Here is a 20,208-nt window from a genome sequence, read left to right on the forward strand (position 1 = left end):
CTGCTCTGTTATGGCTGCATGGCGGGGATGTGTGTCGTCAGCCCAGGCTGTCACCTTCGTAGAGGGAGAAGCCCATGTCGAGCCGGGTGTCGGCCAGCGGCTGGCCGTTGAGGCGGGCCAGCAGCATGGTGGCAGCCGCCCGGCCGATCTCCTTGCGCGGCGTGACGATACTGGCCAGCTTGGGGGTCATGGCGTGGCCGATGTCGAGGGCGTTGCTGCCGGCGATGGCGATCTGCTGGGGCACGGGTATCCACTTGGCCTGACACTGCAGCAGGGCGCCCACCGCCAGGTCATCGTTGGTGCAGAACAGGCCGTCCAGATCGGGATAGCGCACCAGCGCCTGCTCCAGCAGCTGGCCGCCGAGGGTGAAGCTGGAGGATTGCTCGGTCAGCAGGTGCTGGCCGCTCAGGCCGAAATCCTGCATCGCCTGGTAGTAGCCCTCCATCCGCAGCTGGGTGCGCACGTCGAGCCGGGCGCCGAGATAGACCAGCTTGCGTCGGCCCCGCCGCAGCATCTCTGTTACCATGGCCCGGGCGGCCGCCCGGTGATCCATGCCGACCACCATGTCGATGGGGCTCTGCGGCAGATCCATGGTTTCCACCACCGGGATGCCGGCGGTGGCGATCATCTTGCGGGTGCGCTCGGTGTGCTGGCTGTCGGAGAGGATCAGCCCATCCACGTGATAGGAGAGCAGGGAGGCGACCTGCTCCTCTTCCCGCTCAGGGCTGTAGCCGTAGTGAGCCAGCAGGGTCTGGTAACCGGCGGGCCGGGTCACCGACTCGATGCCATGCACCACGGCGGAGAAGACCTGGTTGGAGAGGGAGGGGATCAGGATGCCGATCGCCTTGCTGGTGGCGTTGGAGAGAATGTCCGGCGCCCGGTTGGGGATGTAGCCGAGATCCTCCACCGCGGCGGCGATCCGCTCGCGGGTGCCCTCGGCCACGGCTTGCGGGTCGCGCAGGTAGCGGCTGACGGTCATCTTGGTGACCCCGGTCAGGTCGGCTATGTCCTGCAGGGTGGGGCGGCGCTTGCGGGTATCGTTCATCTCTGGATCCGGGACAAATGTTACGTGTAACATTACCGTTTTTTTGTAACAAAGTCAGCATATGACGCCGTCAACAAGGGGAATCTCAGGATGATCAAGGCCAAGTGCTTTGAGGGTGTGCGCTTCGAGCAGCAGGACCTGGCTGGGGAGCAGTTTCAAGGATGCCGTTTCATCGGCTGCAACTTCTCCAGGCTAGATCTCGGCGAGAGCCGTTTCGTTGACTGCAGCTTCTATGACCGGGAGAGCGAACAGAACTGTTTGCTGCAGGGCTGCAATCTGCGCGAGGCGAGTTTTCTGCGCTGCGATCTCACCATGGCCGACTTCAGTCACAGCCAGTGCCTCGGGCTCGAGCTGCGCGACTGCCAGGCGATGGGGATCAACTTCTCCCGCGCCAGCTTTGCCAACCAGATCACCGTCAAGAGCTACTTCTGCGAAGCCCATCTCACCGGCAACAACTTCAGCTACGCCAACTTTGAGGGCTGTCTGCTGGAAAAATGCGAATTGAGCGGCAATCGCTGGCAGGGGGCCAACCTGTTCGGCGCCTCGCTGGCGGGCTCGGATCTCAGCGGTTCCGAGTTTGGCCAACTGGACTGGAGCCGCATCAACCTGCAGGGCTGCGATCTGCGTCAGTGCGATCTGCCCGGGCTGGATCTGCGGCGGGTCAATCTGCACGGGGTGCAGATCAACGAAGATCAGCAACAGGCCTTGCTGGAGCAGATAGGGCTGGTCGTCTTCCCTTGAACAGCCTGAAAAAGAGGTAATTTTTCACCAAAGGTAGCGCGTCGCCGCGCGCTGCCGGAGGGACGACAGCCTGCGCAAGGCAGGCTGTCGGGGGAGGAGGCAAGTCGGCGTCAGCGCTTGGCCAGCCACTTGGTGGGGTTGATCGCCTCGCCCTGGTAGCGAATTTCGAAGTAGAGGCCGGGTCTGTCCTGGCCGCCACTGTCACCGACCAGTGCCACCGGTTCACCCTGTTCCACGTTCTGGCCCACCTGGCGCAGCAGCGACTGGTTGTGACCGTAGAGGCTCATGTAGCCGCGACCGTGATCGATCACCAGCAGCATGCCGAAGCCGTCCAGCCAGTCGGCATAGACCACCTGGCCCGGTGCCACCGCCTTGACCTGGGTCCCTTCGCTGGCGCCGATCAGAGTGCCCTTCCACTTCAGCTCGGCGGTGCGTGGCGAGCCGTAGGCGATGAGGATCGGCCCCTGCACCGGCCAGCGCAGGCTGCCATTGGTCTTGAGGCCGCTGTAGTAACCGGCGCTGCTGATACCGGAGCCCCGCTCAGGCTTGCTGGTGGTGCTCTCCCGGCTGGCGGTCTGCTGCTGGGCCGCCTTGCTCTGCTGGGCGGCGAGCCGCTCCTGTTCGGCGCGGCGCTGTTCGGCCAGCTTGCGTTGCCGCTCCTGTTCCGCCTTCAGCTTGGCAAGACGCTCCCGCTCGCGGCGCTCCTGCTCTTCCCGCTGGCGGCGCAGCTCTTCCAGCCGGGCCTTCAGCGCTTTCTCCGCTTTGACCAGCTTGGTCAGCTTCTGTTCGTCATCCTGCACCGACTGCTGCAGCTGGTTGCGCACCTTGGCGCGGCTCTGCTGGCTGGCCAGCAGACTTTGATGGTGCTGCTGCTGTTCGGTGAGCAGGGATTGCAGCCGGCTTTCGGTCTCTTTGGTGGCCTGCTGGTTTTTGGCCAGCTTGGTACGGGTGGCCCGCAGGGCTTCGATGGCCTCGATGCGTGCCTTGTTGAGGTAGTCGTAGTAGTCGAGGGAACGGCTCAGTTTGGCCGGATCCTGCTGGTTGAGCAGCAGTTTGAGGTAGTCGTGGTTGCCGGCGGTAAAGGCGCTTTCCGCCTGTTTGGCCAGCAACTGCTTCTGGTGGCTGGCCTGCTGCTCCAGATCCAGCTTGTCCTGTTGCAGTCCCACCAGCTTCTGCTGGTTCTCTCTGAGCTGCTGTCTGGTCTGGTCGAGCTTGGCGGCGGCGGCCGAGATGGCCTGCTCATCGGCCTTGAGCTGGGTGTTGAGCTTGGCCAGCTCCTGCTTGCTGAGCTTGATGGTCTGCTGCTGTTCCTTGATCTGGGACTGCATGGCGCCCAGCTGCTGGTTGGCAGCCGAGGCCTTGCCCGGCCCGAACGACAGACAAAAAAACAGCGCGCCGGCCAACAGGCCGACGCGACTGGTTTTGGTTGAAATCACTTCGCATCCCCGCATGGGGAAGGATTATTTCAGAATCATCAGGGGCTTGCCAGTCATTTCCGGCGGCACCGGTAGACCCATCAGAGTCAGCATGGTGGGGGCCAGATCGGACAGTTTGCCGCCTTCCAGCACCTCGGCCTTGCGACCGAAGTAGATGAGCGGAACCGGCAGATTGGTGTGGGCGGTATGGGCCTGACCAGTCTCTTCGTCCATCATCTTCTCGGCGTTGCCGTGGTCGGCGGTGATCAGGCACTCGCCACCCACTTCGGCCAGGGCCTCGGTGACGCGACCGATGCAGTGGTCAACGGCTTCACAGGCTTTGACGGCCGCATCGAACACGCCGGTGTGGCCAACCATGTCGCCATTCGGGTAGTTGCAGATGATGACGTCGTATTTGCCGCTCTTGATGGCACCGACCAGCTTGTCGGTCAGCTCTTCGGAGCTCATTTCCGGCTGCAGGTCGTAGGTGGCCACTTTCGGGCTGGCAACGATCTCGCGATCCTCGCCAGTGAAGCAGGCCTCTTCGCCGCCGTTGAAAAAGAAGGTGACGTGGGCGTACTTCTCGGTTTCGGAGATGCGCAGCTGGGTTTTGCCCTGCTTGGCCAGCCACTCACCCAGAGTGTTGACCAGGGCGGTCGGCGGGTAGGCACAGGCGGTCTTGATGTCGGCTGCGTACTCGGTCAGCATCACGAAGTTCAGCGCCGGGGTAGCGGTGCGGGCGAAGCCGGTGAAGTCGCTGTCAACGAAAGCGCGGGTGATTTCGCGGGCGCGGTCGGCACGGAAGTTCATGAAGATCAGCGCGTCGCCATCCTGCATGGGGGCGGCTTCGCCGATACGGGTCGCCTTGACGAACTCGTCGTTCTCGTCGCGAGCATAGGCGGCGGCCAGGGCTTCGCTGGCGCTGTCGGCGGTGAACTCGCCCTTGCCTTGAGTCATCAGGTCATAGGCTTGCTGTACGCGATCCCAACGGTTGTCACGGTCCATGGCGTAGTAACGGCCGATCATGGAGGCGAAACGCCCCTTGCCCAGACGGGCGAACAGGGCGTCGAACAGCTCGATGGAGGACTGGGCGGAGCGCGGCGGTACGTCGCGGCCATCCAGGAAGGCGTGGAAGTAGATCTGCTCGGCGCCACGCTTGGCGGCCATCTCGATCATGCCCATGATGTGCTCTTCGTGGCTGTGTACGCCACCCGGGGACATCAGGCCCATGATGTGCACGGCCTTACCCTTGCTCACGGCAGTGTCAACAGCCTTGGCCAGCTCGATGTTCTCGAAGAACGGGCCGTCCTGGATGTCTTTGGAGATGCGGGTCAGTTCCTGATAGACGATGCGACCGGCGCCGATGTTGACGTGGCCCACTTCGGAGTTCCCCATCTGACCGTCCGGCAGACCCACGTCCAGGCCGGAGCCGGAGATCAGGGTGCTGGTGTAGTCACGGGCGAGACGGTCGAGGTTGGGGGTCTTGGCGGCAGCGACGGCGTTGTGCTCTTGCTTGGTGCTGTAGCCCCAACCGTCCATGATGACCAGAACCAAAGGTTTCTTAGCTGTTGACATAAGGCTATGTCCTCTCGGATAGGAATGAATTGCGGGAAGTGAAACTAGCGTAATATTACTACATCTGCCGAAATAGTCACCTGATAGCCAAGCCCCGTCCGGCGGGGCCCGCACCCTGTTGCCGAGCTGTTTCTCCTTTGTCGCCGGCTTGTCGCATTGCACGACGAATCCTCGGTCAGGCCTGCCCGATACCGCTTTTTATGTTGCTGTCGCATCCCGTTCCCAGCCGATGGGAGCCGGCTCCCGCTTTGCCGCCAAGATGGCTGATCTTGGCTGGGTCCCCATGTATACTCGGGCACTTGTCTTGGTCCCTGGATAGTAGAAGATGCAAGAGTATTTGGATTTTGCGGCCCGCAACCCGCTGCTGACCGCAGCCTGGTTCGGCCTGGCGGGCACTCTGGTTTACACCACGGTGCGTGCCCGTTTTTCTCCGGTCAAGTCGGTGAACAACCACACCGCCACCCTGCTGATCAACCGTGAAAACGCCACCGTGGTGGACATTCGCAGTCAGGAAGAGTTTGCCAAGGGCCATCTGGCCGGTGCCCAGCACCTGCCGCTCAGCCAGATCCAGAGCAATAACCTGGGCCCGGTTGAAAAGCATAAAGATGCCCCCATCATAGTGGTGTGCGAGTCGGGGATGACCGCTGGTGGCGCGGGTCGCCAACTGAGCAAAGCCGGCTTCAAGCAGGTGTATGTGCTCAGCGGTGGCATGGCCCAGTGGCGTGCAGAAAATCTGCCGGTGACCAAAAAACGCTGATTTAAGGGCCTGCGCCCACCTATTTTCATAAAAAGGAATCAAACAAAATGGCTGAAGAGATCAACAACCAGGAAGTACAACCGGAATTCCACATCCAGCGCGTCTACACCAAGGACGTCTCCTTCGAAGCGCCAAACACTCCGCACATCTTCCAGAAAGAGTGGCAGCCGGACGTTAAGCTGGACATGGACACCAAGACCAACATCCTGGCTGACAGCGTCTATGAAGTGGTACTGACCCTGACCGTCACCTGCAAGCTGGAAACCGAGACTGCCTTCCTGTGTGAAGTTCAGCAGGCCGGTATCTTCACCATCGGCAACCTGCCGGAGCCGCAACTGGCCCACTGCCTGGCTGCCTTCTGCCCGAACATCCTGTTCCCGTACGCCCGTGAAGCGGTGGCCAACCTGGTGAGCAAGGGTTCCTTCCCGCAGCTGAACCTGGCACCGGTCAACTTCGATGCCCTGTTTGCCCAGCACATGGCACAGGCTCAGGCCCAGCAGGCGACTGCGGAAGCCTGATAATGGCTGACCAGATCGCTATCTCGGTCTTGGGGGCGGGGTCTTACGGCTCCGCCCTTGCCATTTCTCTGGCGCGCAACGGTCATCCGACCCTGCTGTGGGGTCACGATCCCGCTCATGTCGCCGAGCTGGAACAGGACCGCTGCAACAAGGCATTCTTGCCGGATGTCCCCTTTCCCGCCGATCTGCAGCTGACTGCGGATCTGCAACAGGCGGTGCAAGCCGCCCCCGTACTGCTGCTGGTCGTGCCGAGCCATGTGTTTGGTCAGGTGCTGGCCCGGGTCAAACCCTTCCTGCGCCCCGATACCCGTATCGCCTGGGCCACCAAGGGGCTGGAGCCGGACAGCGGCCGTCTGCTGCAAGACGTGGCGCGCGAGGTGCTGGGTGACGAGATGCCGCTGGCGGTTATCTCCGGCCCCACCTTCGCCAAGGAGCTGGCCGCCGGTTTGCCGACCGCCATCTCGGTGGCCTCGACCCACGATGACTTCGCTGACGATCTCTCCCTGCTGCTGCACTGTGGCCGTTCGTTCCGGGTCTATACCAATCCGGACTTCATCGGTTTGCAGCTGGGCGGGGCGGTCAAGAACGTCATCGCCATCGGCGCCGGTCTCTCCGACGGGCTGGGTTTTGGCGCCAACGCCAGGACCGCGCTCATCACCCGCGGCCTGGTAGAGATGCAGCGTCTCGGCGCCGCGCTCGGGGCCGACGCCAAGACCTTCATGGGGATGGCGGGGCTCGGGGATCTGGTGCTGACCTGTACCGACAACCAGTCGCGCAACCGTCGCTTCGGGCTGGCCCTCGGGGCTGGCAAGGATGTGAACACCGCCATGACCGAGATCGGTCAGGTGGTGGAAGGCTATCGCAACACCAAGGAGGTGCATCTGCTGGCGGCCCGCTGTGGCGTCGAGATGCCCATCTGCGAGCAGATCTTCAAGGTGCTGTACGAAGGCAAGAATCCGAAAGAGGCGGCCATCGCCCTGCTGTCGCGAGACAAGAAGGACGAATAATCTGCCTGCTGCAGAATGCAAAAGGCCCCGCCAGCTGGCGGGGCCTTTTCTTTGCCGAAAAAGAGCAAATCAGTAGTAGGAGTGATCACCGCGCTGGTGCTCGGTGGCATCCTTGACGCCGTTGAGCTCGCCCGGGAATTTTTCCAGCAGCTGCTTCTCGATCCCCTCTTTCAGGGTGTAATCGACCATGGAGCAACCGTTGCAACCACCGCCGAATTGCAGGATGGCCAGCTTGTCCTCGGTCAATTCGACCAGGGTGACCTTGCCACCGTGACCGGCCAGCATGGGGTTCACCTCGGACATCAACACGTACTCGATACGGTCGATCAGCGGGGCGTCGTCGGCCACTTTGCGCATCTTGGCGTTCGGGGCTTTCAGAGTGAGCTGGGAGCCCATCTGATCGGTGACGAAGTCGATGGTGGCATCCACCAGGAAGGGGGCGCTCAGGGGATCGACCATGCAGTCGAAGCCGCTGAAGGGCAGGTGTTGATCTTCCGGATCGACCGCGTCGGGTGGGCAATATGATACGCCGCACTCGGCATTCTGGGTTCCCGGATTGACCACAAACACCCGGATATTGGTGCCGTCAGGCTGCTTTTCCAGCAATTTACGGAAATGGGCCTGGGCGGTGTCGGAAATGCTGATCATCACTATCCTCATAAACCTGAGTGTACGACTAGGGTATTCATGATAACTCTGTTGGCAAGGCTTGGGTAGCTGCCGTTGGTTACTTGAGGTGCTTGAGGGTGCGACAGATGGCCCACACTTCCACCTTTGTGACTCCGCTCTCATGAAGTAGACGGGTGAGGTGGCCGGCGGTAGCGCCCGTGGTGACCACGTCATCGAGCAGCGCCACGTGCTGATAATCATGGGGGCGGATCTGGAAGGCGCCGCGCAGGTTGCGCCGCCGCTGGCCCGCACTCAATTTGGTCTGCTGCGGCGTTGCCCTGACCCGGCGCAGCAGCCGATTATCGCAGGGGATGCCGGTCAGCTCGCCGAGGGCGCGGGCTATCTCTTCTGCTTGGTTGAAGCCACGCCACCACTGGCGCCACCAGTGCAGGGGGACCGGAATGATGGCCTGTGGCAGCTCGCGGCAATCCAGATGGTCCGCCAGCACCCTGGCGAGCAGCGGGGCCAGCAGGATCTGGCCGGAATACTTCAGCCGTGGGATCAGCATGGGGTAGGGTGGTTGGTAGTCACCGATGACCTGCAGTCGCTCCCATGGCGGCGGCCTGCGCTGGCAGCGACCGCAGATCGGCTCGCGCGCTTCATCCAGTGCCGGCAAGGGGGCAGCACACAAGCGGCAGCTGTGGTCAACCTGCTGCAGGGCCTGTCGGCACCAGCTGCACAGCAAGGGGTCAGCATCGCAAGGTTGCTGGCAGAGCAGGCAGCTGCCCTGCCAGTCGGCATGACTGCCGAGGATCGGACTTGCTTTGGCGAGCAGCCGCTTTAACATGCAGGCTCCAAGCAGATAAACAGGGATCTTGAGTCTAGATGAGCGTATCGGTTGAGCGGTTTGGTCAGGGACCCGATCTGGTGCTGTTGCACGGATGGGGGATGAATGGCGCGGTCTGGCACGGAATTGTGCCGGCCCTGGCGGCTCGCTATCGCGTCCATCTGGTGGATCTGCCCGGCTTTGGCAACAGCCCGCTGGCGGGTGAGGCCGAGTACAGTCTGCCCTGGCTGGCGGAGCAGGTTGCTACCATCCTGCCGGAGCAGTGCCATTTGTTGGGTTGGTCCCTCGGTGGTCTGGTGGCAAGCCAATTGGCCTTGAACCATCCCGAGCGACTGCACTCTCTCATCACTGTGGCCAGCTCACCCTGTTTCATGGCCCGCGACGAGTGGCCGGGGATCGCCCCCAAGGTGCTGACCGGGTTCAACCAGATGTTGGCGGGGGACTTCAAGCAGACCATAGAACGTTTCCTGGCGATCCAGGCCATGGGCAGCGAACACGCCAGAGATGACATCCGTCAGCTGCGCCACTGGCTGGCGGAACGGCCCGCTCCACAGTTGGCCGCGCTGGAGGCGGGGCTCGGTTTGCTGGCCGATGTCGATCTGCGCGATGAGCTGGCGCAGTTGAACCTGCCCTGGCTGCGGGTATACGGTCGGCTGGATTCGCTGGTACCCAAAGCCTCCATTCCTCTGCTGGACGAGCGCTACCCGGCCAGCCGCAGTGTGGTACTGGAAAAGGCCTCACACGCGCCCTTTATTTCTCATCCACAGCAGTTCATTGAAATCATTGAACATTTTGTAGGTTGAAAAATAGCCAATTTGCTTCATTAATCCTCTGGGGTGACGGATAATTAATCCAGTGTCAGAGGAGAATTGTCATGCGTATAGATTCTGCATTGAACAGCGGTGTACAGGGGTTCCAGCGTGCGGAGCAGATCGCCGACAAGGCATCCAATCAGATCGCCAGGCTCAACACCCCGAGCGGTGACAAGGTGCAGTTGCCCGAGGAACTGGTGAACCTCAAGAGTGCCGAGGTGCAGGCCGGTGCCTCCGCCAAGGTGATCCAGACCGCCAGCGACATGATGGGAACCCTGATCGACATCCGGGTGTGACATGAACATCAATGTCAGTCTGCCGACCATCATTCCCAACCAGCTGCAACCGCAGACGGAATCGGCACGCACTGACAATCGCCGCGCAGCCCTCATCCCCCAGAGTCGCCAGACCGAGGCCTTCAATGCCGAGCCCGAGGTCGGCTCCCAGAAAGACAAATCCAGATCCACTCAGGCCAACGCCAATCAGACCTCCCAGCAGGCACGGGAGGGCTCCCAGACCGGCAACCCGCAGGCTGCCGTCGACAACCGTTTCGTCGAGGCCACCGGTGAAGACGGCCAGCGCAACAAGCAGCAGGATCCCAAACAACAAGAACAGCAGCAGAAACAGGAGCTGCAGGTCAAGGAGCTGGCAGACAGGGATCAGGAGGTGCGAACCCACGAGCAGGCGCATCAGAGCACTGGCGGTCAGTATGCCGGCAGCCCGACCTACCAGTTTGCCATGGGGCCGGATGGCAAACGCTATGCCACCGGTGGCGGCGTTTCCATCGACATCAGCGTCATTCCCGGCGACCCTAGGGCCACCATCGCCAAGATGCAGCAGGTACGTGCCGCCGCACTGGCGCCGGCACAACCCTCCTCCCAGGACCTGAGTGTGGCAAGGAGTGCCGCGGCCAAGGAGGCACAGGCCCGCAAGGCGCTGATCTCCTCCGATCCGGACTCCACCTTGAAGGCCGATGGCAGTGCCAAGACCGGGGTGTTGAATGGTTACATGGAGCAGCGCAACCAGGTCATCGCCCAACGCTATCAGCAGGCGGTCAAGCCAGCGACTCCGCAGAGCTTCAACCTGAGTGTCTGAGCCCGGCAATTCCCCCTGTTTTTCCCCCGCAAGCGGCTATTTGCAACTACTCTGAGGGGTAATCCCATCCACACTCACAGGAGTCGTCATGCACTTTGATGAAGTCAAACCGGAAGATTTTGCCACCTTCTCCCGTGTCCCTCCGCCGCACCTCCAGATGGAGCAGTTTTTGATGCAGCTCGGTGGGGGCGGTACCGAAGGCACCCATTTCAAGAAAAAGGTGATGCTGGCGGCAGGGTGGAGTCATACCGGCGTCGTCTCTTATGGCAAATATCCGCAAGAGGCCTGCAAGGCATTCAACCGGCTGCGGGAGGTGCTGGCGGCCCATCAGGAGGCCGACGCCATTCTGAGCGCACTGGCCGAGTGAAGCGGCTGCACCACCGGCACAAAAAAGCCCCTCGCGGGGCTTTTTGCATTCTGGGGGCTTATTTCTTCAGTTTGGAGAGAGCGGCGGCGAAGGCGTTGCCCATGGCGCCGTCGGTCGGGGCGTTCTGACGGGGGGCCTGTTTCGGCTTGGCGTTGTTGCCGGTGTGGCGCGGCTCGGCCGGTTTGCGCGCCGGCTGGCCGGCCTTCTCATCCAGACGCATGGTCAGGCTGATGCGCTTGCGCGGTACGTCCACCTCCAGCACCTTGACCCGGACGATGTCGCCAGCCTTGACCACCTCGCGGGGATCCTTGACGAAGCGATCGGTCAGGGAGGAGATGTGCACCAGGCCATCCTGATGGACGCCGATGTCGACGAAGGCACCGAAGTTGGTGACGTTGGTGACCACCCCTTCCAGTACCATCTCGGGCACCAGATCGCTGATTTTCTCCACCCCCTCCTTGAAGGTAGCGGTCTTGAACTCGGGGCGTGGGTCACGGCCCGGCTTGTCAAGCTCGCCGATGATGTCGGTGACGGTGGGCACGCCAAACTGCTCGTCCGTGTAGTCGGCGGGCTTGAGGGTGCGCAGCAGGCTGCTGTTGCCGAGCAGGCTGTCCACGGTCTGCTCCAGCTTAGCGAGGATCCGCTCCACCACTGGGTAGGACTCCGGGTGTACCGCCGAGCCGTCCAGCGGGTTGTTGCCGCCACGAATGCGCAGGAAGCCGGCACACTGCTCATATGCCTTGGGGCCGAGCCGGCTTACTTTCAGCAACTGCTGACGGTGCTGGAAGGCGCCGTGTTCGTCGCGGTAGGCGACTATGTTCTGGGCCAAGGTCTGGGAGAGGCCGGAGACCCGGTTGAGCAGGGCGACCGAGGCGGTATTCACATCCACCCCCACCGCGTTCACGCAATCCTCGACCACCGCATCGAGCCGGCGGGCTAGCTGGCTCTGGCCGACGTCGTGCTGGTACTGGCCGACGCCGATGCTCTTTGGGTCGATCTTGACCAGCTCGGCCAGCGGATCCTGCAGGCGGCGGGCGATGGAGACGGCGCCGCGCAGGGAGACGTCGAGATCCGGGAATTCCTGGGAGGCAAGCTCGGAAGCGGAGTAGACCGATGCCCCCGCTTCACTCACCACGATCTTCTGCGCCTTGGTGGCCGGGTAGCGCTCGAACAGATCGCTCACCAGGCGGTCGGTTTCCCGCGAGGCGGTGCCGTTGCCGATGCTGATAAGCTCGACCTTGTGCTTCTGGCACAGCTCGCTCAGGGTCTTGAGACTCTGGTCAACCTGGCGCTTGGGTTCGAACGGATAGATGGTCGCGGTATCGACCAGCTTGCCGGTGGCATCCACCACGGCCACCTTGACCCCGGTACGGATGCCGGGATCCAGCCCCATGGTGCAGCGCATGCCGGCCGGTGCCGCCATCAGCAGATCCTTGAGGTTCATGGCGAACACCTTGATCGCCTCCTCTTCCGCCGACTCGCGGATGCGGCCGATCAGCTCGGTCTCCATCTGCAGGGAGAGCTTGATCTTCCAGGTCCAGCTCACCACCCCCTGCAGCCACTTGTCGGCCGGGCGACTTTGCATGTTGAGCCTGAGGTGATGGGCGATGATCCCCTCGCAGGGGCTGGCGCTCTCGTCGTCACCGGTGACCAGCGCCAGGTTGAGGATCCCCTCGTTGCGGCCGCGCAGCATGGCCAGCACCCGGTGGGAGGGGGCCTTGTGCAGCGGCTCGTCGTGCTCGAAGTAGTCCTTGAATTTGGCCCCTTCCTGCTCCTTGCCTGCCACCACGCTGGCGCGCAGGGTGGCGCTCTGCCACACATAGTCCCGCAGCTTCTCAAGGAGATCCGCCTGCTCGGCGAAGCGCTCCATCAGGATGTAGCGGGCACCGTCGAGGGCGGCCTTGTTGTCGCTGATCCCCTGCTCGGCATTGAGGAAGCGGGCCGCCTCCTGTTCGGGATCTTTCATCGGGTCGCTCAGCAGCAGGTCGGCCAATGGCTCCAGCCCCGCCTCGATGGCCATCTGCCCCTTGGTGCGGCGCTTGGGTTTGTAGGGGAGGTAGAGATCTTCCAGCCGGGTCTTGCTGTCGGCCTCGTTCAGCTCGCGGGCCAGCTCGGGGGTCAGCTTGCCCTGCTCTTCGATGGAGCGCAGGATCACCTGGCGGCGATCTGCCAGTTCGCGCAGGTAACCGAGCCGGCTCTCCAGAGTGCGCAGCTGGCTGTCGTCCAGACCGCCAGTCACCTCTTTGCGGTAACGGGCGATGAAGGGGACGGTGGCGCCTTCGTCCAGCAGGCGAACGGCGGCCTGCACCTGTTCCGGGCGGGCATTCAGCTCACCGGCAATCTGATGTTCTATTACGTGGCTTTGCATCGAGGGTCTCTGTAGTCGGGTCCAGAACAACGGGCTGGCGCGAGGGCGATGTCGCCGGGCAAGAGGCTGTCAGGGCGGTACTCAAGGTATCAGCCAGGCCACTGCCGCGCGGGCCGGTTGGCGCCGCAAGGCGCCGGGTGTGAGCACTATATGGGCTCGGGCAGCGGGATGCCAGCCCTGGTAGAGAGGGCGGTGTCCGCCCTGGATGAGAGTCGGAGCAAACCCATGCTGGCTGTGGTAGCCGGTTGGCAGGGCAGGTGGCTGTGGTGTGACAGCGGCTTATTTGGGATAGCTGATCTCATTGATGTACCAGCAGGCGTCACCGACTGGCGTACGCACTATGGCCTCGTCACCCACCTCTTTCTTGAGCAGGGCGCGGGCCATGGGGGAGTCTATGGAGATGTAATCCTTGCGCTCGAAGATCTCGTCATAGCCGACGATGCGAAAGCGCTTGGTCTCTCCCTCCTCGTTTTCCACCTCGACCCAGGCGCCGAAGAAGACCTTGCCCTCCTGGGCGGGGGAGTAGTCGACGATCCCCAGCTCCTCGAGGCACTTGCGCAGGTAACGGACCCGCCGATCGATCTCCCGCAGCCGCTTCTTGTTGTACTGGTAATCCGCATTCTCGCTGCGATCGCCGAGGCTGGCCGCCCAGGCCACTTTGCGGGTGGTCTCGGGGCGCTCCTCGCGCCAGAGGAAATCGAGCTCCTGCTTGAGCTTGTTGTAGCCTTCACGGGTGATCAACTTGGTCTTCATGGAGGGTCCCTGTGTCGATGGGGCGGATGAGCCTCTTATGGCTCGGCAGATCTTATCTGCTGTCGCCTTGCTGTCGAGCAAAAACTGGCGGGCCAGATGACGTTGGGGCAGGGGAAAAGTGGCGTCATGCCGGCAGCACGGGCAATAACCGGTAACATATTTATGCTTTGCCGTTACGAGTCCGGGCTCTAGTATTGGCAGCATATCGAGAGGAGAGGCAAGCAATGAGTCAGCAATACAAGGTTCTGGTCGTCGACGATGATTTGAAATTACGTTCCCTGCTGGAGCGCTACCTGACCGAACAGGGGTTCGTGGTTCGGGGCGTCGCCAATGGCGAACAGGCCGACCGCCTGCTGACCCGAGAGAACTTCAGCCTGATGGTGCTCGACCTGATGCTGCCGGGGGAAGACGGCCTCTCCATCTGTCGCCGCCTGCGCGAGGCTGGCAACCAGATCCCGGTGCTGATGCTGACCGCCAAGGGGGATGAGGTGGACCGCATCGTCGGCCTCGAGATGGGAGCCGATGATTACCTGCCCAAGCCGTTCAACCCTCGTGAGCTGCTGGCCCGGATCCGCGCCGTGTTGCGCCGCCACACCGTCGAGTTGCCGGGCGCCCCCTCTACCGCCGAGAAGGTGGTGAGCTTTGGCAGCTACCAGCTCAACCTGGCGACCCGTGAGTTGAGTCGCGATGGTGATCCGGTGGCACTGACCAGCGGCGAATTCGCCGTGCTCAAGGTGCTGGTGAGCCATCCGCGCGAGCCTCTCTCCCGCGACAAACTGATGAACCTGGCTCGCGGTCGCGAATATACCGCCACCGAGCGCAGCATCGATGTGCAGGTCTCCCGCCTGCGCCGCCTGCTGGAGCAGGATCCGGCGCAGCCCCGTTATCTGCAGACCGTCTGGGGTCTGGGCTATGTATTCGTGCCGGACGGTGACGGCGAATGAAGAAAGTGAGCAGCATGTTCTCCCGCATGCTCTGGTTTTTGGCCGCCGTGCTGGTGGTCTATCAGTTTGTCTCCTATGCCACCTTCTACAACTATCTGCTGGCGCCGACCGTCAAGCAGATCAGCCACCTGCTGGCCAATCAGGTCAAGCTCATCTTCCCGGTCGAGAGCAACCAGCTGGCGCTCAGTGAAGATGCCGAGGCGCTGGTCTACGTGGCGACCGGCAGCGACATCTATACCCAGACCGAGGCGGAGCAGCATGGGCTCAAGGAGTCCAAGCCCTACACCTATCTGGAAGAGAGCATCAGTCGCGAGCTGGGGGGCAAGACCAAGGTGCGGGTCGAGATCCAGGACCACTACATCATCTGGATCCAGCCGCCCCAGGCCAACAAGGTGTGGGTGCGCATCCCGCTGACCGAGATCGAGGATGACGACATCGAGCCGCTGATCCTCTACATGAGCGTGCTGCTGGTGGTGACCCTGTTCGCGGCCTGGCGGTTTGCCCGCCAGCTGGTGCGGCCGCTGGAGGAGCTGGAGGCGGGGGCCGTGGCGGTTGCCCGCGGCAACTTCCCCGATGCGCTGGGGGAGCAGGGCTCGCGGGAGGTACGCCGGCTGACCCGCACCTTCAACCACATGTCGAGCTCTATCAAGAGCCTTATCGAAGAGCGAAACATGATGATGGCGGGCGTTTCCCACGATCTGCGTACGCCGCTGACCCGTATCCGGCTGGCGACCGAGATGATGTCCTCAGGGGATGAGTATCTCAAGGAGAGCATCAACGCGGACATCGACGAATCGAACGGCATCATCGACCAGTTCATCGACTACATTCGCCCGGACGAGGGGCTGGATACCCAGCCGGTGGACCTGACCCAGCTGATCCACGATGCGCTGCTGGTGCAGACCGACCAGGGGCTGGAGGTGGAGCTCGAGCTGCCAGCCGAGGCGGTGCGGGTCGCCTGCAACCCCATCAGTATCCGGCGCATCCTCAACAACCTGTCGGGCAATTCGTTGCGCTACGGGGCGAGCCGGCTGCAGGCCGAGCTCAAGGATGACGGTCACTGGGTCCGGCTGCGCTTGTCGGATGACGGCCCCGGCATTCCGGAACAGGATTACTACCGGGTACTCAAGCCCTTCACCCAGGGCAACGAGGCGCGTACCGGCAGCGGCAGTGGGCTGGGGCTGGCTATCGTCGCCAAGATCGTCTCCCAGCATCACGGCACCATCAGGCTGGGGCGTGCCGAGCAGGGGGGCTTGCTGGTGGAGATCCGGCTGCCCAAGAACCAGCCGCTGGAGTGGATTGATTGAACGAAGGGCGCATCCGTGGATGCGCCCTTCTGCATTGTCAGGCCTGCGGCTCGGTCGCCTTGCGGTAACGCTTGCCGTATTTCAGCTGCTGGATCAGCAGGGCGGCGACGATGAGCGCCAACCCGATGGGGGTGGCCGGGTGAATTGTCTCGCCGATCAACAGGTTGAGCAGGACCAGCGAGGCAAAGGGCGAGATGAAGATGAGGTTGCTGATGGGCGCCGTGTTGGTGGCGTGGCGTAGCGCCATCAGCCAGAGCACGAAGCCGAAGCCCATCTCGAACAGCCCGACATAGATGGCGCCGGCCCACCCTTGCCAGGCGGTCATGGCAAAATCGGAGAGCAGCCAGGTCGCCACGACGATGAAGGGCAGACTGATGATGAAGCCGAGTAGCAGGCTGACGATGGGATCCCCCTGATTGCGGGTGTTGAGGATCCAGTAGCCGGCCCAGATGAGGGTCGACACCAGCGCCAGCGTCACGCCGAGGGGGCTGTCAAACTGCAGACCGAACACATCCCCCCTGGTCGCGATCACCAGAGCACCGAAGTAGCCCAGCACGATGGCCACCCCGTCGCGGCGGCGCAGTTTCTGGCCGAGGAAGGGGACTGCCAGCAGACTGAGGGTGATGGCCCAGGTGTAGTTGAGGGTCTGCGCCTGCTGGGCGGGCAGCAGATCATACGCCTTGAACAGCAGCAGGTAATAGAGGAAGGGGTTGAGCACCCCCAGCGCCAGATAGTAGAGGGGGCGGCCCTTGATGTAGCTGAGCAGCAGCGGCAGCTTGCCCTGACAGGCCACGATCACCCCCAGCGTCAGGGTCGAGGTGCAGGCCGCGACCAGCAACAGCTGCACCGGCTCGAAGTAGGTGAGAGAGATCTTGAAGGCGCTGGCCACCGTCGACCAGAGGGCGACGGCGCAGAGGCCATATTGATAGGCTTTTTTCTGATCTTTGAGCATGAGAAATCGTTCCGGTGATCAAGGCTGTGGCACAGTCTACCAGCCTGTTTGCAACATTGTCGTTACCCGCGCCGGGCGGGGGATCATGTGGCGGCGGCAGAGATCCATCCGTCACATAAAATTGTGCACATTCTGTTCGCCTTCCCTTGCGCAAATTGAAAAAATCCGTATAATCCCCTCCGCTTACCCATGAGGTAAGCCAGACGATATGTCTGCTTGCTGAGTTTTTCGCTTGCGAAGGCCAGCCATACAGTCTCCCCGATATGGGGAGAAACGTGAAAAATCACACCTCTGGCGGGAGTAATCTCGGTCGGGCGGTGTTGATTTATGTTCTTTTATCTATTGGAGCTCTGTCAATGCAGAACCAAAGAATCCGTATCCGCCTGAAGGCTTTTGATCATCGCCTGATCGATCAATCCACTGCGGAAATCGTTGAAACTGCTAAGCGCACTGGCGCGCAGGTTCGCGGTCCTATCCCGCTGCCGACTCGCAAAGAGCGTTTCACCGTTCTGATCTCCCCGCACGTCAACAAAGACGCGCGTGATCAGTACGAGATCCGCACTCACAAGCGTCTGGTAGACATCGTTGAGCCGACTGACAAGACCGTAGACGCTCTGATGCGTCTGGATCTGGCAGCTGGTGTAGACGTCCAGATCAGCCTGGGTTAATTACGGAAAGAGGTTGATAACAATGACAATCGGTCTTGTAGGTCGCAAAGTGGGTATGACTCGCATCTTCACTGAAGATGGCGTTTCTATCCCCGTGACTGTTATCGAAGTTGAAGCTAACCGTGTAACTCAGGTCAAATCTGTAGAAACCGACGGCTACAACGCTATTCAGGTTACCACTGGCTCCAAGAAAGCTAGCCGCGTAACCAAGCCGGAAGCTGGCCACTTCGCCAAAGCTGGTGTAGAAGCCGGTCGTGGTCTGTGGGAATTCCGCCTGAACAACGGTGAAACTTTCACTGTTGGTAGCGAGCTGAAAGTAGATCTTCTCGCTGACGTTAAGCTGGTAGACGTTACCGGCACATCCAAGGGTAAAGGTTTTGCCGGTACTGTTAAGCGCTGGAACTTCCGCACCCAGGATATGACCCACGGTAACTCTCTGTCCCACCGTGTACCTGGCTCCATCGGTCAAAACCAGACCCCGGGCCGTGTATTCAAGGGCAAAAAGATGGCTGGTCACATGGGTGCTGAGCGTGTAACGACTCAGAACCTGGAACTGGTTCGTGTTGACGCTGAACGCAACCTGCTGCTCATCAAAGGCGCAGTACCGGGTGCAACCAACGGCAACGTGATCGTTAAACCTGCCGTCAAAGCGTAACGTCTGAGGAGATAGTAATGGAATTGGTAATGAAAGACGCCAAGAGCGCTCTTGAAGTTTCCGAGACTACCTTCGGGCGCGAATTCAACGAAGCTCTGGTTCACCAGGTTGTCGTTGCTTATGCCGCTGGTGCCCGTCAGGGTACTCGTGCGCAGCTGACTCGCTCTGAAGTGTCTGGTGGCGGCAAAAAGCCGTGGCGTCAGAAGGGTACTGGTCGTGCCCGTGCTGGCTCCATCCGTTCGCCTATTTGGCGTTCCGGTGGTGTGACTTTTGCTGCTAAGCCGCAAGATCACAGCCAGAAAGTAAACAAGAAGATGTACCGCGGCGCTATCCGTAGCATCCTGTCCGAGCTGGTACGTCAAGAGCGCCTGATCGTTGTTGAGAAGTTCGGCATCGAAGCTCCGAAAACCAAAGAACTGATCGCCAAGCTGAAAGAAATGGAACTGTCTGACGTTCTGATCGTGACTGCTGAAGTCGATGAGAACCTGTTCCTGGCTGCTCGTAACCTGTACAAAGTTGACGTGCGTGACGTTGCCGGTATCGACCCGGTCAGCCTGATCGCTTTCGACAAGGTTCTGATGACTGCTGACGCAGTTAAGCAAATCGAGGAGATGCTGGCATGATCCGTGAAGAGCGTCTGCTGAAAGTTCTGAAGGCTCCGCACATCTCTGAAAAGAGCACCATGGTCGCAGAAAAGCAGAACACTATCGTGTTCAAAGTTGCTGTTGATGCCACCAAGGCGGAAGTCAAAGCTGCAGTTGCGAAACTGTTCGAGGTCGAAGTTGAGACCGTCCGTACCCTGAACATGAAGGGTAAGACCAAGCGCGCAGGTGCACGCGTAGGCCGTCGTTCCGATTGGAAAAAGGCTTATGTGACCCTGAAAGCTGGTCAGGACATCGACTTCATGGGCGCAGCCGAGTAAGAGGAGTTCTGAAAAATGGCAATCGTTAAGTGCAAGCCTACTTCTCCGGGCCGCCGCCACGTCGTCAAGATCGTCAACCAAGACCTGTACAAGGGCAAGCCCTTTGCAGCTCTGCTGGACAAGAAAGACAAGTCCGGTGGTCGTAACAACAACGGCCGCATCACCACCCGTCACATCGGCGGTGGTCACAAGCAACACTACCGTATCGTCGACTTCAAGCGCGACAAAGACGGTATCCCGGCTAAAGTAGAGCGCCTGGAATACGATCCGAACCGTACCGCAAACATCGCCCTGGTGCTGTATGCAGACGGTGAGCGTCGTTACATCCTGGCTCCGAAAGGCCTGAAAGCTGGTGATGCAATCGCTTCTGGTGCTGATGCCGCAATCAAGGTAGGTAACACCCTGCCGATGCGCAACATCCCGGTCGGTTCTACCGTTCACGCTGTTGAGATGAAGCCTGGTAAAGGTGCCCAGCTGGCTCGTTCCGCTGGTACTTTCATCCAGATCCTGGCTCGTGAAGGTAACTATGTAACTCTGCGTCTGCGTTCCGGCGAAGTACGTAAAGTTCTGGCCGAGTGCCGCGCCACCATCGGTGAAGTTGGTAACTCCGAGCACATGCTGCGTCAACTGGGTAAAGCCGGTGCAAACCGCTGGCGTGGTATTCGTCCGACCGTTCGCGGTATGGCGATGAACCCGGTAGACCACCCGCACGGTGGTGGTGAGGGTCGTAACAAGGGCATGCAGCCTGTGTCCCCATGGGGCCAGAAGGCTAAAGGCTTCAAGACCCGTAAGAACAAGCGTACCGACAAGTACATCGTACGTCGTCGTAACAAGTAATTGTTAACATAGAG

General features: G+C 61.2%; 23 protein-coding genes. 15 read left to right on the forward strand and 8 right to left on the reverse strand.

The window, feature by feature from the left end; genetic code table 11:
• Positions 1 to 37: 37 nt before the first annotated feature.
• Complete coding sequence (locus G5134_RS14820; RefSeq protein ID WP_017778598.1) at positions 38 to 1,045, reverse strand: substrate-binding domain-containing protein; 1,008 nt, start codon at positions 1,043 to 1,045, stop codon at positions 38 to 40.
• A 90-nt stretch (positions 1,046 to 1,135) separates the two neighbouring features.
• Between G5134_RS14820 and G5134_RS14825 the strand changes: the two genes are divergently transcribed.
• Complete coding sequence (locus G5134_RS14825; RefSeq protein WP_017778597.1) at positions 1,136 to 1,786, forward strand: Qnr family pentapeptide repeat protein; 651 nt, start codon at positions 1,136 to 1,138, stop codon at positions 1,784 to 1,786.
• Positions 1,787 to 1,896: 110 nt separating this feature from the next.
• On the opposite strand, the gene G5134_RS14830 is transcribed toward G5134_RS14825, so the two are convergent.
• Positions 1,897 to 3,237 carry a peptidoglycan DD-metalloendopeptidase family protein gene (locus tag G5134_RS14830; protein WP_005307872.1) on the reverse strand — a complete coding sequence of 447 codons (1,341 nt, stop codon included), beginning with the start codon at positions 3,235 to 3,237 and terminating at the stop codon, positions 1,897 to 1,899.
• Between the two features lie 9 nt (positions 3,238 to 3,246).
• Positions 3,247 to 4,776: a 2,3-bisphosphoglycerate-independent phosphoglycerate mutase gene (gene gpmM, locus G5134_RS14835; protein WP_024941540.1), complete on the reverse strand. Its 1,530-nt coding sequence runs from the start codon at positions 4,774 to 4,776 to the stop codon at positions 3,247 to 3,249.
• A 325-nt stretch (positions 4,777 to 5,101) separates the two neighbouring features.
• Between gpmM and G5134_RS14840 the strand changes: the two genes are divergently transcribed.
• The 3 genes from G5134_RS14840 to gpsA are packed head-to-tail and all read left to right on the forward strand — an operon-like array spanning position 5,102 to position 7,058.
• Positions 5,102 to 5,533 carry a rhodanese-like domain-containing protein gene (locus G5134_RS14840; protein WP_005307875.1) on the forward strand — a complete coding sequence of 144 codons (432 nt, stop codon included), beginning with the start codon at positions 5,102 to 5,104 and terminating at the stop codon, positions 5,531 to 5,533.
• Between the two features lie 47 nt (positions 5,534 to 5,580).
• The gene (gene secB / locus G5134_RS14845; RefSeq protein WP_005307878.1) at positions 5,581 to 6,051 is read left to right on the forward strand and encodes a protein-export chaperone SecB; all 471 of its coding nucleotides are present in this window, start codon (positions 5,581 to 5,583) and stop codon (positions 6,049 to 6,051) included.
• 2 nt (positions 6,052 to 6,053) lie between these two features.
• On the forward strand, positions 6,054 to 7,058 hold the full coding sequence (gpsA, locus tag G5134_RS14850; protein ID WP_024941541.1) for an NAD(P)H-dependent glycerol-3-phosphate dehydrogenase: 1,005 nt from the start codon (positions 6,054 to 6,056) through the stop codon (positions 7,056 to 7,058).
• Positions 7,059 to 7,127: 69 nt separating this feature from the next.
• Here gpsA and nfuA read toward each other — a convergent pair whose 3' ends face one another.
• Together nfuA and G5134_RS14860 are read right to left on the reverse strand one after the other, a co-directional pair.
• Complete coding sequence (nfuA, locus tag G5134_RS14855) at positions 7,128 to 7,706, reverse strand: Fe-S biogenesis protein NfuA (protein ID WP_005307891.1); 579 nt, start codon at positions 7,704 to 7,706, stop codon at positions 7,128 to 7,130.
• Positions 7,707 to 7,785: 79 nt separating this feature from the next.
• Positions 7,786 to 8,514 (reverse strand): ComF family protein, encoded by a 729-nt coding sequence (locus G5134_RS14860; RefSeq protein ID WP_024941542.1) that lies wholly within the window; start codon positions 8,512 to 8,514, stop codon positions 7,786 to 7,788.
• A 38-nt stretch (positions 8,515 to 8,552) separates the two neighbouring features.
• Here G5134_RS14860 and bioH point away from each other — a divergent pair, with 38 nt between their 5' ends.
• The 4 genes from bioH to G5134_RS14880 all read left to right on the forward strand — a co-directional run bounded on the left by bioH (position 8,553) and on the right by G5134_RS14880 (position 10,788).
• Entirely contained in the window at positions 8,553 to 9,317 is a 765-nt protein-coding gene (gene bioH, locus G5134_RS14865; protein ID WP_024941543.1) for a pimeloyl-ACP methyl ester esterase BioH, read from the forward strand.
• 71 nt (positions 9,318 to 9,388) lie between these two features.
• Positions 9,389 to 9,622 (forward strand): flagellar basal body rod C-terminal domain-containing protein, encoded by a 234-nt coding sequence (locus G5134_RS14870; protein WP_005307918.1) that lies wholly within the window; start codon positions 9,389 to 9,391, stop codon positions 9,620 to 9,622.
• Position 9,623: 1 nt separating this feature from the next.
• Positions 9,624 to 10,421, forward strand: coding sequence for a putative metalloprotease CJM1_0395 family protein (locus tag G5134_RS14875; protein ID WP_017766248.1), 798 nt, complete (start codon positions 9,624 to 9,626; stop codon positions 10,419 to 10,421).
• A gap of 88 nt (positions 10,422 to 10,509) precedes the next feature.
• Positions 10,510 to 10,788 carry a hypothetical protein gene (locus G5134_RS14880; RefSeq protein ID WP_005307922.1) on the forward strand — a complete coding sequence of 93 codons (279 nt, stop codon included), beginning with the start codon at positions 10,510 to 10,512 and terminating at the stop codon, positions 10,786 to 10,788.
• 58 nt (positions 10,789 to 10,846) lie between these two features.
• On the opposite strand, the gene G5134_RS14885 is transcribed toward G5134_RS14880, so the two are convergent.
• Positions 10,847 to 13,156: a Tex family protein gene (locus G5134_RS14885; RefSeq protein WP_024941544.1), complete on the reverse strand. Its 2,310-nt coding sequence runs from the start codon at positions 13,154 to 13,156 to the stop codon at positions 10,847 to 10,849.
• 279 nt (positions 13,157 to 13,435) lie between these two features.
• The gene (gene greB / locus G5134_RS14890; protein ID WP_011704309.1) at positions 13,436 to 13,909 is read right to left on the reverse strand and encodes a transcription elongation factor GreB; all 474 of its coding nucleotides are present in this window, start codon (positions 13,907 to 13,909) and stop codon (positions 13,436 to 13,438) included.
• 224 nt (positions 13,910 to 14,133) lie between these two features.
• Between greB and ompR the strand changes: the two genes are divergently transcribed.
• Both ompR and envZ read left to right on the forward strand, forming a co-directional pair.
• Positions 14,134 to 14,853, forward strand: a complete 720-nt coding sequence (gene ompR, locus G5134_RS14895; RefSeq protein ID WP_005307934.1) for a two-component system response regulator OmpR — start codon at positions 14,134 to 14,136, stop codon at positions 14,851 to 14,853.
• A complete protein-coding gene (gene envZ / locus G5134_RS14900; protein WP_017778593.1) occupies positions 14,850 to 16,160 on the forward strand; it encodes a two-component system sensor histidine kinase EnvZ in 1,311 nt (436 codons plus the stop codon). Before ompR ends, envZ begins: the two co-directional genes overlap by 4 nt.
• 37 nt (positions 16,161 to 16,197) lie before the next feature.
• Here the strand turns inward: envZ and G5134_RS14905 are convergent, their stop codons facing one another.
• On the reverse strand, positions 16,198 to 17,112 hold the full coding sequence (locus G5134_RS14905; protein ID WP_010635418.1) for a DMT family transporter: 915 nt from the start codon (positions 17,110 to 17,112) through the stop codon (positions 16,198 to 16,200).
• A 356-nt stretch (positions 17,113 to 17,468) separates the two neighbouring features.
• Here G5134_RS14905 and rpsJ point away from each other — a divergent pair, with 356 nt between their 5' ends.
• Genes rpsJ through rplB form a run of 5 tightly spaced genes read left to right on the forward strand, consistent with a single transcriptional unit; the run spans position 17,469 to position 20,194 of the window.
• A complete protein-coding gene (gene rpsJ, locus G5134_RS14910; RefSeq protein WP_005307944.1) occupies positions 17,469 to 17,780 on the forward strand; it encodes a 30S ribosomal protein S10 in 312 nt (103 codons plus the stop codon).
• A 22-nt stretch (positions 17,781 to 17,802) separates the two neighbouring features.
• Positions 17,803 to 18,435, forward strand: a complete 633-nt coding sequence (gene rplC / locus G5134_RS14915; protein WP_005307947.1) for a 50S ribosomal protein L3 — start codon at positions 17,803 to 17,805, stop codon at positions 18,433 to 18,435.
• A 17-nt stretch (positions 18,436 to 18,452) separates the two neighbouring features.
• Entirely contained in the window at positions 18,453 to 19,058 is a 606-nt protein-coding gene (gene rplD / locus G5134_RS14920) for a 50S ribosomal protein L4 (protein WP_005307949.1), read from the forward strand.
• Positions 19,055 to 19,357 carry a 50S ribosomal protein L23 gene (gene rplW, locus G5134_RS14925; RefSeq protein WP_005307955.1) on the forward strand — a complete coding sequence of 101 codons (303 nt, stop codon included), beginning with the start codon at positions 19,055 to 19,057 and terminating at the stop codon, positions 19,355 to 19,357. Before rplD ends, rplW begins: the two co-directional genes overlap by 4 nt.
• 15 nt (positions 19,358 to 19,372) lie before the next feature.
• A complete protein-coding gene (gene rplB / locus G5134_RS14930; protein ID WP_005307957.1) occupies positions 19,373 to 20,194 on the forward strand; it encodes a 50S ribosomal protein L2 in 822 nt (273 codons plus the stop codon).
• Positions 20,195 to 20,208 lie beyond the last annotated feature (14 nt).

The sequence above is a fragment of the Aeromonas sp. 600276 genome (assembly GCF_049175815.1).
Lineage (GTDB): Bacteria > Pseudomonadota > Gammaproteobacteria > Enterobacterales > Aeromonadaceae > Aeromonas > Aeromonas dhakensis.

Coding starts and splice junctions, on each gene's coding strand:
- G5134_RS14820 (WP_017778598.1), bottom strand. CDS start 1,045: ATGAACGATACCCGCAAGCGCCGCCCCACCCTGCAGGACATAGCCGAC.
- G5134_RS14825 (WP_017778597.1), top strand. CDS start 1,136: ATGATCAAGGCCAAGTGCTTTGAGGGTGTGCGCTTCGAGCAGCAGGAC.
- G5134_RS14830 (WP_005307872.1), bottom strand. CDS start 3,237: ATGCGGGGATGCGAAGTGATTTCAACCAAAACCAGTCGCGTCGGCCTG.
- gpmM (WP_024941540.1), bottom strand. CDS start 4,776: ATGTCAACAGCTAAGAAACCTTTGGTTCTGGTCATCATGGACGGTTGG.
- G5134_RS14840 (WP_005307875.1), top strand. CDS start 5,102: ATGCAAGAGTATTTGGATTTTGCGGCCCGCAACCCGCTGCTGACCGCA.
- secB (WP_005307878.1), top strand. CDS start 5,581: ATGGCTGAAGAGATCAACAACCAGGAAGTACAACCGGAATTCCACATC.
- gpsA (WP_024941541.1), top strand. CDS start 6,054: ATGGCTGACCAGATCGCTATCTCGGTCTTGGGGGCGGGGTCTTACGGC.
- nfuA (WP_005307891.1), bottom strand. CDS start 7,706: ATGATCAGCATTTCCGACACCGCCCAGGCCCATTTCCGTAAATTGCTG.
- G5134_RS14860 (WP_024941542.1), bottom strand. CDS start 8,514: ATGTTAAAGCGGCTGCTCGCCAAAGCAAGTCCGATCCTCGGCAGTCAT.
- bioH (WP_024941543.1), top strand. CDS start 8,553: ATGAGCGTATCGGTTGAGCGGTTTGGTCAGGGACCCGATCTGGTGCTG.
- G5134_RS14870 (WP_005307918.1), top strand. CDS start 9,389: ATGCGTATAGATTCTGCATTGAACAGCGGTGTACAGGGGTTCCAGCGT.
- G5134_RS14875 (WP_017766248.1), top strand. CDS start 9,624: ATGAACATCAATGTCAGTCTGCCGACCATCATTCCCAACCAGCTGCAA.
- G5134_RS14880 (WP_005307922.1), top strand. CDS start 10,510: ATGCACTTTGATGAAGTCAAACCGGAAGATTTTGCCACCTTCTCCCGT.
- G5134_RS14885 (WP_024941544.1), bottom strand. CDS start 13,156: ATGCAAAGCCACGTAATAGAACATCAGATTGCCGGTGAGCTGAATGCC.
- greB (WP_011704309.1), bottom strand. CDS start 13,909: ATGAAGACCAAGTTGATCACCCGTGAAGGCTACAACAAGCTCAAGCAG.
- ompR (WP_005307934.1), top strand. CDS start 14,134: ATGAGTCAGCAATACAAGGTTCTGGTCGTCGACGATGATTTGAAATTA.
- envZ (WP_017778593.1), top strand. CDS start 14,850: ATGAAGAAAGTGAGCAGCATGTTCTCCCGCATGCTCTGGTTTTTGGCC.
- G5134_RS14905 (WP_010635418.1), bottom strand. CDS start 17,112: ATGCTCAAAGATCAGAAAAAAGCCTATCAATATGGCCTCTGCGCCGTC.
- rpsJ (WP_005307944.1), top strand. CDS start 17,469: ATGCAGAACCAAAGAATCCGTATCCGCCTGAAGGCTTTTGATCATCGC.
- rplC (WP_005307947.1), top strand. CDS start 17,803: ATGACAATCGGTCTTGTAGGTCGCAAAGTGGGTATGACTCGCATCTTC.
- rplD (WP_005307949.1), top strand. CDS start 18,453: ATGGAATTGGTAATGAAAGACGCCAAGAGCGCTCTTGAAGTTTCCGAG.
- rplW (WP_005307955.1), top strand. CDS start 19,055: ATGATCCGTGAAGAGCGTCTGCTGAAAGTTCTGAAGGCTCCGCACATC.
- rplB (WP_005307957.1), top strand. CDS start 19,373: ATGGCAATCGTTAAGTGCAAGCCTACTTCTCCGGGCCGCCGCCACGTC.